General features: G+C 33.6%; 11 protein-coding genes and 1 pseudogene. All 12 read right to left on the bottom strand.

Features of this window, described 5'->3' with window-relative positions; translation table 11 throughout:
• Positions 1-45: 45 nt before the first annotated feature.
• Entirely contained in the window at positions 46-489 is a 444-nt protein-coding gene (locus AB3G36_RS14290) for a universal stress protein (protein ID WP_007139462.1), read from the bottom strand.
• Positions 486-593 carry a heavy metal-binding domain-containing protein gene (locus AB3G36_RS14285; RefSeq protein ID WP_222616914.1) on the bottom strand — a complete coding sequence of 36 codons (108 nt, stop codon included), beginning with the start codon at positions 591-593 and terminating at the stop codon, positions 486-488. Before AB3G36_RS14285 ends, AB3G36_RS14290 begins: the two co-directional genes overlap by 4 nt.
• Positions 594-773: 180 nt before the next feature.
• A pseudogene (locus tag AB3G36_RS14280) lies at positions 774-3,355 on the bottom strand (multicopper oxidase domain-containing protein).
• 424 nt (positions 3,356-3,779) lie between these two features.
• Positions 3,780-4,637: a hypothetical protein gene (locus AB3G36_RS14275; RefSeq protein ID WP_138984279.1), complete on the bottom strand. Its 858-nt coding sequence runs from the start codon at positions 4,635-4,637 to the stop codon at positions 3,780-3,782.
• 83 nt (positions 4,638-4,720) lie between these two features.
• Positions 4,721-5,176, bottom strand: coding sequence for a DUF4440 domain-containing protein (locus tag AB3G36_RS14270; protein ID WP_007139736.1), 456 nt, complete (start codon positions 5,174-5,176; stop codon positions 4,721-4,723).
• Positions 5,177-5,195: 19 nt separating this feature from the next.
• Entirely contained in the window at positions 5,196-5,906 is a 711-nt protein-coding gene (locus tag AB3G36_RS14265) for a PepSY domain-containing protein (RefSeq protein ID WP_367753836.1), read from the bottom strand.
• Between the two features lie 16 nt (positions 5,907-5,922).
• Positions 5,923-7,167 (bottom strand): hypothetical protein, encoded by a 1,245-nt coding sequence (locus AB3G36_RS14260; protein WP_132003522.1) that lies wholly within the window; start codon positions 7,165-7,167, stop codon positions 5,923-5,925.
• A gap of 346 nt (positions 7,168-7,513) precedes the next feature.
• The gene (locus AB3G36_RS14255; RefSeq protein ID WP_007139706.1) at positions 7,514-8,080 is read right to left on the bottom strand and encodes a DUF3347 domain-containing protein; all 567 of its coding nucleotides are present in this window, start codon (positions 8,078-8,080) and stop codon (positions 7,514-7,516) included.
• A gap of 25 nt (positions 8,081-8,105) precedes the next feature.
• Positions 8,106-8,558: a heme-binding domain-containing protein gene (locus AB3G36_RS14250; protein WP_367753834.1), complete on the bottom strand. Its 453-nt coding sequence runs from the start codon at positions 8,556-8,558 to the stop codon at positions 8,106-8,108.
• Entirely contained in the window at positions 8,559-9,227 is a 669-nt protein-coding gene (locus tag AB3G36_RS14245) for a DUF3347 domain-containing protein (protein ID WP_367753832.1), read from the bottom strand.
• 205 nt (positions 9,228-9,432) lie between these two features.
• Entirely contained in the window at positions 9,433-11,868 is a 2,436-nt protein-coding gene (locus AB3G36_RS14240; protein ID WP_040474106.1) for a multicopper oxidase domain-containing protein, read from the bottom strand.
• 24 nt (positions 11,869-11,892) lie between these two features.
• The gene (locus AB3G36_RS14235) at positions 11,893-13,674 is read right to left on the bottom strand and encodes an efflux RND transporter periplasmic adaptor subunit (protein ID WP_007139724.1); all 1,782 of its coding nucleotides are present in this window, start codon (positions 13,672-13,674) and stop codon (positions 11,893-11,895) included.
• Positions 13,675-13,676: the final 2 nt, after the last annotated feature.

The following is a 13,676-nucleotide window of genomic DNA, read 5'->3' as shown; positions in this document are numbered from 1 at the left end:
TTTGACACTACAAAATGGATATGTGTTTGTCTCTTGTTACGTTTTTTATTTACGAACAATTTCTACAGAACATTTTGCATGTAAAGCAACTGAATGCGAAACAGAACCTAAAAAAAAACGCTCAATTGCTCCGTAACCATGTGAGCCAACTACTATCAAATCTGCTTTAAATTTTTCGGCTTCATCAAGTATTACGCTTTTTGGTGAACCTGAAACTACTTTTGCTGTTACTAACAGATTTGGATTTTTATTTTCAAGAATTTCGGCTGCACTAATTGCATTATTTTCTGCATTTTGAAACGCGTTTTCATCAAATTGTGCATAGTATTCGTGGGAAACCCCCATTGGTTCTAAAGTGTTTACAATAGCTGTAATTTCGTAGACAGCAAGAATACATACCTCGGTTTTGGGCGAAAAAGGTCTGTCGGCAATTTCATTTATTGCCGTTTTACTATATTTTGAACCGTCGGTTGCCAGTAGAATTTTCATTCTTTTTTCTCAACTAAATTCATTCCGCATTTGGGACATTTTCCGGGTTTATCCGAAGTAACTTCTGGATGCATTGGGCAGGTGTACGTTTTTTGAGTTTCCATTTTCTTTAATATTTGGTGTAAAGTAATTTTTACAATATAAATGTACTATAACTAATTTATTAAAATGTTACATTATCCTAAAAAATAGTTATATAATTAACACGGTGTTAAATGTTTAGGTAAAAAAAAGATGCTTATATTTTACTACAAGCATCTTCAGCATTAACCTTAAATAAAAAATTAATAATTAAAAGTAGCTCCTAATCCCATTCCCATATCACTATCATAATGAGTTGTTATTCCAAAGTTTCTTTTGACAATGTATCTCAAACCTGCCATATATTCTTTATCGGTATTCCACATTAAACTCATTCGTAGTCTTTTAGAAACTGGAATATCTTTACGTTCAAATTGTAATCTGAAATTTCCATCGGTGAATACTTCCACCTGAGCCATTATTAACATTGGCAAAGTATAATTGACCCCCGCACTAAAAACAGCCCTGTTGTCTTTGGTATTGGTTTGGCCGAATAGATTATGTTCCTGTGTGTCTATTCCCATTTTTCTGTATCTCCAATCAAAACCAATGAAAGGCATTAGCCATTGCATTTTACCAATATATCGTCCTATGTGGGTTTCGGTTTCGTAACCGTGCATATCATTGTATCCTAATCTCCATTCTGTTCCAATACTCCAACGTGTACTTTGATACATTGCTTCTCCATCGTTTCCGTTTGTTGCAAAATCATTTTCTGCCATAAAATGAAATTTTCTATCGTCAGCAAATAATTTTCGTTGTGCCAGTTTCGGGTTAGGAATTTCGGGATTTGCTTCTTGATTTTCATAGGAGAAGACCCTCCCCATACCACTCATCATATGATACAAAATATGACAATGAAAGAACCAATCACCTTCTACATTAGCATTAAATTCAAATACATCGGTTTCCATTGGCATTATATCCACAACGTTTTTTAGAGGAGCATAATCTTCTTGACCATTTAATAGTCTAAAATCGTGACCGTGCAAGTGCATTGGGTGTCGCATCATAGAATTGTTATACGAACATTTTCGCCTTTTTTAATTAATATTTTATCCGCTTCAGAAACTACTTTGTTATCTAAACTCCAAACATAGCGGTTCATATTTCCTGTCAATTCAAATTTTAGTTCTCGTACTGGAGCATCTTTAGGAAGTATAGTTTTAGTTGGCGATTTTAACATTGCATAATTTAAGGTAGTAATATCAGAAAGTGCATTACTGTCATAATCGGCTTCTGTCATTTTCATCTCCTGCATTTTTTTACCGTCTTTCTTTTTTTGTTCTCCAGTAATTTCTGGGTACATTACCACATTCATATCCATTTGATTGTAGGACATACTCATGCCCATATCATCTAAATCACCGTTCATTTTCATCATCCCGTTCATCATTTTCATTCCTTCAAAGTATTTAAGTTTAGGAAGCGGTTTGATAAGTTGTTTGATACCATCCCCAATGAAATAAGAAGCTGAATACAATCTATCTTCAGTGGTGGCTAAAAATTCAAAAGCAGTTTTATCGGCAGGAATAGTAACGACAACATCGTAAGTTTCAGAAACACCAATAATTAATCGATCTACTTCTACAGGCTCTACATCGTTACCGTCATTTGCAACTACCGTTATTTTCCCACCGGCATAAGTAAGCCAAAAATAGGAAGAAGCGCCACCATTAGATACGCGTAAACGTACTTTATCACCTGCTTTTAAAGTTTTTCCATCAATACTTTTAACATCCGTACTTTGCTTACCATTCATAAGGATTTTATCGTAAAACACATCGCTTACATCCATTGCATTCATCCTTTTCCATTCATTTTTTAGTTTAACACCTAAATAACCTTGCTTTATGGCCTCGGCATAACTTTGGGTTGTTCCTTTTTTAATGGCTGGATAATCGTTTGCGTTGTGCAACATTCGGTGTACGTTTTCGGGTTTTATATCGGTCCATTCACTTAATACTATTGGTATAGTTGGCAAATCGTCAATACCGTTTCTAAAGGTTGGGTCTTCAGCTCTTTTATTCATTACAAAATTACCATACATTCCAATTTGCTCCTGCAGTCCAAAATGGCTATGGTACCAATGTGTTCCTTGTTGGATAATCGGAAATGTATATTTGTGTGTCGTGTTGGGCTTTATTGGCATTTGTGTCACATTTGGAACTCCGTCTTCTTTATTAGGTAAAAACAATCCGTGCCAATGCAATGATGTTTCTTCTTTTAATTCGTTATGTACATAAATTTCTGCTGTATCGCCTTCGGTAAAAGTAAGTGTAGGCATCGGTATTTGTCCGTTTACAGCAATTGCTCTTTTAGATTTTCCTGTGAAGTTTACGATCGTATCTCGCACATATAAATCGTAACGCACTGTTCTTGGCGGTGTGTTGTTTTCAATTTTAGTTACGGTCTCTATAGTTGCTTTTGGCATATCCATATTGCTCATATTATGATTTTGATGCGCATCAGTAGTATCCGTTTTCATATTGTCCCTATTGTCCTTCTTTTTAGAAGTCTCCTTCATGGGCATTTGCATTTCATCCTGCTTTTTAACTGCCGATTTCTTAACCGCTTTCATTTTTTCCTTAATCAATGTCATTCCACATTTAGGACATTTCCCTGGCTTGTCAGCGTGAATTTCGGGGTGCATCACGCAGGTGTATGTTACTGACTGTGTCTTCTCAGTATTTTCTTTTTTCTTCATATTCATCCCCTTCATATCTTGCGCTTGCGCAAAGGAGTAGATACAGAGAATGAATGCTACTACTATTATTCTTTTCATTTTTTTTGATTTTTAATTGGTTTATGAATTCTTAGGGTTTTATTTATCTAGTTCTTTACGTTTTGCTTTAATCAACATAATTTCAGCTTTTTAGCTGATAATACTAATTTTTATTAATTTTTTTATTTCGGGGTCGACTACCGATGTCTTTTTACCATTAACTGCGATACTGTGTGTTAAGTTTCCATAATTTTTCGATTTAAAAGTTATTTAGATTATATTATTTTTCATGATTTAGTTGTTTGTTCTAAATTTATATAATGAGGCGTATTTATTTTAGAATAGGTTATAGTGACTTCTTTCTGTATCTATGAACTATTAGATAAAAACAAAAACTACTTTTTTGTTTTTGCCTTACTATTTTCTATTTGTTGATTTATATTTTTGAATATTTTGCATCCTAGTTATTTTTGCTTTTAAATATTTAAGTTAAATATTTTTTAGGATTATCTTCGTTTCGCATAAACACGTAAAAATAGAATCCTGACAGTCCTATAAATAGATTCCACAAACTATGTGGTTGAAAATAACTGTTAGGGTTACACATAAAAGTGTGTTTATCTAACTTTAACCAAACAAGAGCTACGATAGTGCAAATAATACTTGAGACCAAGTAATTGACGTTTTCTTTCTTGGGATTTTTTAAAAGTATTGTAATAGCAAATGCAAAAAACATCAAAATACATACAAAACTGACTATATGTTCTTTGCCTTTTGGAACAGAAAAGGATAATAAAAGACAGACAATAAGATAAACGGAATAGATGGCAATAATTACACTCTTTTTTGAGATATCTGACAGTTTCGGATTATTAGTAAGCAGCCATAGGTAGGATAGATAAGTTATAGGAAAAAGCGAAAAAAAATATACAGCCGAGAAATCAATTTTAAAAGCAAAATTCGTAAGTGAAGAATGATAGAAGGTACATGCTAAAAAAACATACAGAAGAATGAAGGCAAAAAATATTTTATGAATCAGATTTTCTTTGTTTTGTTTTTCAGCGCTACTATTCTTTAATTCCTTCTGACTTTCTTTTAAAATAATAATTGCCACGATCAAATAGATTATTCCACTAAATGTATTAACAGGTTGGCGCACCACTTTTTTCATTTCTGTTTTTTCGCAAAAAAGTTCAATTATCTTATGATCTACTGGTAAATCTTTCCAGAAATCCACAAGAGATAGATCATGATTAAGCCACCATATTGCTAAAGCAAAAAGTAAGGTTATAAAAAACAATAGAGCAACAGTCCCTTTACCGATGTAGATATCAGGACACATAATGTGCTTTTTTTTGGAGTAGTATTTTATAATTTTTTTAATCATTCTCCTGTCGCTCTATGAGTCTAATCTAAGTTATGGTATTATTTTCTGGATGAATTATGACTCATCATGATTTTCCATTGCCCATTCATTTTCTTTAATACACTTGTGCCAATTCCTTTGCGTTTTAACTCTTTATTGTCTTTTGCCACTACAATTGTATAATTGTACGTTTCGGTTGAAAACGCATACTCGCCACTCACGGTAACAGCAACTTTATAATCGCTGAAAGTGAACGATTTGAACGCTTTCATTTCGGGTGCAAGGTGATGTTCTAAATAGTGAGCATAGCTGCCTTCATTGCCGCCTGATTCATATATTTTTGAATCGGAAGTAAATAATTTTTCCGTACCAGTAACATCTAATTTCTCAATAGCAGTATTGTACTGTTTTAGCACCGCTTTTACAGCCTCTGTGTCCTTGTCTTGGGCAAACATACTTGCCGATGACACTACTAATAAAAGAACTTTTACGAACAATTTTTTTGATGATTTCATTTCTATTAATTTTAAATTATTATTTTTTTATTTTCTTCCAAATTTTTCTAATGGTAGGAGAGGAGATGTACCAAAGTAAAAAACCACTTAAAACGGTTATTAATCCTAACAATGAAAAAACTCTTAATACAATATTATTCATATTGTCTCGCCCTTCGTAGTCCATGGTATGGGTCATCCATAAAAAATCAAACCATCTCCAATCACGATGTCTTATTGTTTGTAGTTTGCCATCATTTACTGAAATATACACTTTCAAATTATTTGGCTCTTGATAGGATATAACATAAGCAGGTAACAATCTCTCTCTGTATTCATGATGTTTCCCAACTTCTGTAATAAGTTGTATTTCTTTTACTTTTAGATTCGAAACAATATTTTTAGCTGCAATTGAAACCGCTTCTTCTTTTGAAACACCATTTTTGACTTCCCCTGTCCTGGCGTTATAAAGCAGTTTTTGATTCACCCAATAAAAAGGTTGTTTATCAATATCTCTCAATTCGATAGATTGAATAGTTGTCGAAGGTTTAAGGTCTGAAGGACTTATTAAACCTGAAAACGATTCTGCAACTATTCCTTTTTCATGAAATTGTTCTCCATGAATATCATCTATGTTGGTCCAACTAAAATACAAACCACTTATGGTCCACATTAAAAATTGAAGTCCTAAAAATATTCCTAAATAGCGATGGGATTTTCTAATCCATTTTGCTTTTTTACCTTTAATCATTAGCTCTTCTTATTTTTTAAATTGATTTTGCTATTTTTTCCATTATGGAATAGTCTGAACCAAATTTGCAAATCGCGTCACATTGACTTCGCAATTCTGAAAACAAAATGTACTTGATGTTTATTTTTGAATTCTTAATCACGGGTCTGTTCAGTTGTTGTATCACATCTTTTTCGCGACTATCCGGAATGATGATATAAAATACTTCTTCACCATTGGAAATACTAAAATATAGATCAGAAAGGCGTAAAATACCGGAGTAAATACTGGTGCTTTTTTCAACTTCAAAAGCTCCAATGATTTTGTTTGTTCCTTTTTGAAACCAAAGAACATCTATTAATTTTATTGTGTTTTGAGTGTCTTTATCCGTTGGTAATTCTGGGAATTTACTAATTGATATAAACGAAAAACTTTGACTATTAAACGCTTTACCTTTATCATTACTAGCTGGTGTAACATCATAACCCAATGAAACTCCAATTTTTAATAAATGGTATTGCATTTCATTATGAAGATTTTCAGCCAATTTTTCTTCCTGAATTTCTTTTTGTCGTTTTAAGATGTTTTTTTCAAACTTTGTACGTTCGTCTTCACTTAAATATTCATCGTTACCAATCAGCATTTTTTGGGTGCCAATTTCAAAACATAAGCCTGCAATTGCACCTAGATCGTTTGATAGTTCCGCTTTGTGTTTGCTGTTGGTTTCTAATATTGTTTCTCTAATTTTCAGGTATTCTGTCCAACTGCCTAATTTTTTTTTGTCTTTGAATAAGAAATTAAATCCATTGAGAATCGCTGTATTGAATGGGGGAAACCAAGTGGGATGCAAAAAATATATAATACTCGCTACCGCGGGACCTAACCCTTTTATTTTTAATTCATCTAGTTTTACTATTTCTTTGACAACTTGCTCTTCGGTTTTGGCGTTGATACAATTTTCTAGAAATTGCCCAAAAGCGATTTTATTGTTTTGGTTTTCGTAAATATCAGGAATTCGCAATTTTGGTTTCCAATAAAAAGGATGTGCTACACCTACAAATATTTGTTTTTGTTCAGCGATGCAACTCAATACAAATTCTAAACTACTGCCTTTAAAATCGTTTGGAAAAGTTTTGTTTTTAATATCATCAATTACTTGTAAAATACCTCGACGAATAGTTCGGAATGCTTTTAATCGCTGATCATTATCGACAAACCAAGTATTGTAAACGCTTTCCGTATCGGTTTTGTATTGTTGGATAATTTGAGTGAAGTTGCTCATTGATGATGTTATTGTTTAATATTTTAGTATTTAATAATTATTTAGTTTGTTTATCAAAGTTTATATTTTGCCTACCATTTAGAAGAGAAATGCCATTAACTTATTAATTGAGTTATCTTTATTCGATTATACAGGCTGTTTATAATTAAATCAATTTTTTTTTAAAATTTATTGTGCCTAACAAGGGAAGGGCTAGGACTAGTCATTAATATTTTACCCTTCCCTAACTAGGACTTTTCTAATACCATAAATGGGGGATTTTTTACAAATTGCGAATCAATAATGAAAACCTTATGATCCCTTTTATGAATTAGATAACTTGTTCCTCCACTATAAAAGAGCTGGCTTAATTGTTGATTTCCTTTTGAACTTTTCCACATTTAAGCATTTTGCTACCATAATATGGATTTTTTACTTCGTTACTTGTACTTAACCATGCACTACCCTTATCGTACATTGGGCAAAACTGCTGGTACAACTTATTTTTAGTTCCAGTAATGGCAACCATATCAGTAATATCAGTGCTTAAGGTCTTAAAGTGCTCACGTTGATGTGCAATAGGACTTTTTGAAATGTGTTCGGCATTTTCTACAGCATCTTCTATAATATCGACTAGCTCCTTTTGCTGTTCTTTATTGTAGCTGGTCACATCAAAAGCCTTTAAAGAGACCATTAGTTTACTTCCAGCCTTTGCCGCTTTTTTTGAATCATCAGCTACCAATGCATCTTTAAGTAGAAAATAATCAGCAAAAACAGCTTCTGCCTTAGTGTTATTAATTTTATCCATTTTCATAGTTTTATGATCCATCTTCATGTTTCCATGGTCGTGGTTCATTTTTTCTTTTTCCTGTGCATTTGCAAAAGAAACCGTTAACAATACCATTGCGGCTATTCTTATTTTTAAATTTTTCATTTTAGTAGTTTTTTTGAATTATTGTTTATAAATTATCTTTTAGTTCTGTCAGCCACGTAACAACTTCCTTTTTTTCTTCTTTTGAAAAGCTTGCATTTTTATGAATTAGCGTATAAGAACTTAAAGGCATATTATCATCATCGATCTGGCTTATGATTGATTTTAATTTGCTATTTTTTCTTCTATCTGAATAGTCTGCCCATTCGCTAAAATTCAATTCTTCTTTTCCGTTTTTAATATGTTTTTCCATAAACCACGCTCCAGGTTGAATTTTACTATACCAAGGATAATGGGTATTGTTACTATGGCAGTCATAACAGCTTACTTGTAATTTTTCACTGATTTTTTTTGGCACTGTATTGACCAACATAAAATCTGTTTTGGGAACATATTCACTTCGATTGCGTACTGTGGGAATAAACTGAATTCCCACGAACGCAACCAGTAAAACTATTACTATTACTTTTACAATTTTCATTTAATTAATTTGTTTTTTCACAGAACCACAAGTCAACATTTTGCTTCCATAAAAAGGGTTTTTAATCTCTTTAGTTTCGCTCAACCAACTTACTTTTTTCATTGGGCAATAATCTTGATATAGGGTTTTATCTGTTCCTAATAAAGTTATTAAATCAGTAATATCTGTGCTTAATGTTTCAAAATGCTCTCTTTGATGATCAATAGGTTTTTTTACAATATGTTCTGCATGTTCTTTAGCACTTTCAAGTATTTCCATATATTCTTTATGTTGTGCTTCATCAAGTTTTGACATATCAAAATTTGAAAAGGCTGCAAGTAGCGCTGTTGCTCCTTTCGCGGCATTGTCTTTATTGTCTGCAACTAATCCATTTTTAATTTGCAAATAGCCATCTATAATAGCAGAAGTTGCCGCATTTTTTTTAGATGACGCTGTTATTTCTCTGGTCTTCATCGAAGCGTCCTTGTCGTGAGCATGTTCATCGTTGCCTTCTGCATGATGATGTTCTTCACTTTCATTATTCATTTCCATTTGGTTTCCATCTGAAGACATTTCTGAATGATGCCCGTCCTCATTATCATGCTCTTTTTTTGAATCTTTACATGATGCAACAGTTAGGGTTACAAATACTATTGCTAAAAGTCCCATTGACAATTTTAATTTTCTCATTTTGTTTGTTTTTAGTGATTATTATTATTATTATTTAAAGTTTTTTAATTACATTTTTAAGTTTAGGGGTTATTTCATCCGCATTTTCCATCATTTGATAGTTGTCAACTGCCAGCATAGAAACCATCGTGCTAACAGCTGCCAATTCTATAATTATGAGATTAATCTATTGAAAGATAACGAGTTTACATCCTGATTTTAATTATTAAAACCTTACGGAAAGTCCACCTCCAGCTCCATAGCGGTTATCGTAGCTACCCATAAGTGAAATATTTCTGGATAGAAAATATTCAGCTCCTGCACTCCATACAGTTTCCGAAGTCAAATCTTTTCCCACGGGCAAATTATTTACAATCCCTAAATCTAATTGATACTCATAATAGCCAAAAATAGATAGTTTAGGAAATATCATTATACTTCTCCCTAACGCAATTCTTGGTCTTAACTCATTATCTACACGTACATCAAGATTAAATAAATAGGGTGTTAAATAACGTATCCCGACCACTGCAGTAGTTTTAAATTGGTCTAAACTATTGCGTGTTTTATTTTCAATGTTAACACCTCCAAAAACACGTAAGTAATCGTGTAAATAACGTTCGTAGGTAAACTCTGATTCTAAATTTTTGTTCCAACCATATTCTAAAGACGCATTAAATTGATTTCTGATATTAGATGTCATTAAATTAAAACCTGTTGTATGTGAAGCTGCATCTACCAATCCCCATGAATACCATTTATCTGTTTCTGCAATAATTTTAGAAGCCGGAAATTCATCCATTCTAGGGTCTCGAGCTGTATCATATGACACTACTCTCGCCATACCTCCCATCATATGATATAGGATGTGACAATGAAAAAACCAGTCTCCATTCTCATCACCATTATTTCCATAAAACTCTATTGTTATTTTCTGCATTGGTGGCACATTAACCGTGTGTTTTAACGGGGAATAATCACCGTTTTTATTGATAACCCTAAAGAAATGACCGTGCAAATGCATGGGGTGGTGCATCATAGTTAGATTGTTAAAGGTAATTCGGGTTACTTCCTTACTGTTTATTTTTATTTTATCAGCTTCTGAAAGTGGTACACCATTCATGCTCCAAATGTACCGATTCATATTTCCCGTTAGATTCAACAGTACTTCTTTTACAGGAACATCTTTGTCATAGTTAGTTTTCGTTGGAGATTTTAAATAGTCATAATTATACTCTGCAAACAAATCCATTCCGGCCATTTTGCCCGATTTCTTTGCATCCTTTTTCTCATTCATCTGCATACCTACCATCGCACTATCATTGTTCATGTCCATCCCTTTCATTTTGGAATGATCCATTTGCATTGAATCTTTAGGTTTTTCCATTTTCATTCCTACCATTGTGTTGGCTTTCTTCATATCCATTCCTTCCGTTTTGGAATGATTCATTTTCTTCTCTTTCATTTCCTCCATTCCCATAGAATCTTCAGGTTTGCTCATATCCATTCCAGACATCTTATCCATTTGCATCCCATATTCATCCTTCATCTTAAACCGTTCATCTTTTTTGGGTTGAAACTTTAATGCATGCGCGCCCATTTTCATATCCATTTTGGCCATTTTTTGCATCATCCCAATCTTATCTGGTCTGGGAATAGTCATTGCAGGTAATGTTTTTCCATTTCCAATAAATGCAGATGCAGTTCCTGAACCATCTTGAGCCATGATTTTAAATTCTGTTTTTCCTTCTTCGGGTACTGTGATGATAAAATCGTAAGTTTCAGCGACGCCAATAAAAGTCTTGTTCTTTTTAGCTGGTACTACATCAAGACCATCAGCAGATACTAGTAGTGGTTCCTCTCCTCCAAAAGTCATCCAAAAGGACGTGGATGCACCTCCATTTATGATTCTCAAGCGTACTTTCTCCCCGGCTTTAAATTTTGGATAGTCGATGCTTTCTTCTCCATTAATTAAGAAAGCAGGATAATAAACGTCTGCTATATCTGCACCATTCATCCGTTGTCTCCAAAAGTTCAATTGCGCTCCAAAGGCTCCTCGAGCAATAACCTGATTTAAAGGTGTAGAAGTTCCTTTTTTGATACTATACCATTCGTTACCTCGTTTTAAATTACGTAGCACATTCATTGGTTTTTCGTTTGTCCAATCTGATAACATCAACACCAATTCCTTATCATATTTTAAGGTTTGTTCTTTTGGCTTAATAACAATTGAACCAAAAACTCCACTTTGTTCTTGCAACATAGTATGTGAATGATACCAATATGTTCCAGACTGTTTAATGGGGAACTCATATTTCTGTGTGTGTCCTGGTTCTATAGGAGGTGTTGTTAAGTAAGGAACACCATCAAAGAAATTAGGCAATAACAAACCATGCCAATGCACAGAAGTTTCTTCGCTCATTTCATTTTTCACGTAAATCACGGCATATTCACCTTCTATAAATTCCAAAGTTGGTCCAGGGATTGTACCATTTACAGTCATCCCTTTGATTTCTTTTCCTGCTTTGTTTACTAGTTCTTCCTTAATGGTTAAAGTGTACTCGTGTACAGGCAAATTATTAACATTTCCCTCCATGGACTGTCCAAATATCGAACAAAGGGGTATTATCAATAAGATTATTAAATATTTTAAGTTTTTCATTTTTCTATTTATTATAGTTACTATTTATTTTATGATTTCTGCCTTTACTTCTCCACATTTTAACATGGAAGCGCCAAAATAGGGGTTTGCTACTTTATTTTCTTTACTTAACCAATTTGCTCCTTTATCACTGTTAGCCATGGGGCAAAATTGTATATAGGAACTTTCTTTTAGAGGACTAAAAGATTTTGTCATGGCTATCATTACATTGGAAATGGGGATAAATGATTTTCGCATTTCTTTTATATCTTTGATATGGGCAGCATGTAAGGTGTTTTTTTTCAATTCTGTATGGTACTTCATCCAGATTTTATGCGCATCACCTTTAAAGAGATTCATGTTTATTTTACTCAGTGAATTTTCAAATTTGGCTATTGTCTTTTGTGCTCCGCTAAAATTATCCTTAGTTAACTCATCTTTCAACTCAAAATAATCTTCATATAAAGGCTGTAAGCTCGTTTTTGCATCTGAGCTAATAGTAGTTTTGGCAGTTTCTAAAGCCGTAGGTTTTTTATCAGACACTGCGGCTTGGTTGCCACCATGATTGTGAGCGGTACTCGCTTTACCACCTTCGAGGTTCATCATACTAGGCTTACCCGCTAATTGAGCAGCAGCATCGATATTGAAAGTACCATTAGCGACAACTTCTTCACCAGCTTCTAATCCCTCCTCTATGAGATAATCATTGCCTAATAATGGGCCTAGAGTGACTTGTCTTAACTTGAAAGAAACTCCTTTTTCTGATTCGTTTTTAACGTATACTATGGATCGTTTACCAGTCCACATTACAGCCGATTTAGGAACGCTTAAAGAAGATTTGTTTGTAGCGACTCTCGAACTAATTGTTCCTGAGACAAACATTTCTGGTTTTAATTTTAAATTAGAATTTCTTACCTCCACTCTTGCTGTTGCAATGCGCGTACTAGGATTAATAAATGGGTCAATAAAAGAAATTGTACCAGAGAAAGATTCCCCTGGAAAAGAGGCAATAGTATAGTTCACTTGATCTCCTTTTTTAATCCAAGGAATGTCTGATTCATAAATTTCAAAAAGAACCCACACAGTAGATAAGTCAGCTACGTCATATAAGGTTTGTCCTCGTTGCACATAATCCCCAAGCTCCACATTTTTCTTTACAACATATCCTGAAACGTCAGCGGTGATGGGAAATTTATCTTGCGCTTTTCCTGAAGAAAGCACATTTTTTATCGTTGTTTCAGAAACTTTCCAATTTCTAAGCTTTTGCTTTACAGCTTCAAACAACTGTGGTTGTAGGTCTCTTATGCTATAGGCCTCTATAAGTTCTTGCTGAGCAGTAGCTAGTTCAGGGGAGTATACATAAGCAACGACCTGTCCTTTTTTTACATATTCGCCAGTAAATGTGACTAGAATTTTCTCAATTCTTCCTGGAATATGTGACGATTGACTGTACACGCCTTTTTCATTTACTTCTACTTTTCCATTAAGTGTGATTTCTTTTATTCCATCTGAATTACCTACTTTATAAGTCGATACCCCAGCGATAATCATTGCTGATTCAGACATACTGATAGCGTCTGGATCAATATCACTATTGTCAGATGTTTCAAGCGGAATTAAATCCATGCCACATATAGGGCAAGCACCAGGTTCGTTCTTTCTAATTTGTGGGTGCATCGAACAGGTCCAAATTTGATCTTTCGTTACCGTTTCTTCCGAAGTTTTTTGTTCTTCTTTGGCGCTTCCGCCAAATAGAAGTGCACCTAATAACAACCCTAAAAGTAAAGTTGCTGCGAGTGCTATTTTTGTTTTTTTATCAAATGTCATAA

The sequence above is a fragment of the Flavobacterium sp. WC2430 genome, assembly GCF_040822075.1.
Lineage (GTDB): Bacteria > Bacteroidota > Bacteroidia > Flavobacteriales > Flavobacteriaceae > Flavobacterium.
The sequence above is the reverse complement of the archived record's forward strand: the minus strand, read 5'-3'. Positions and strand labels throughout refer to the sequence as shown.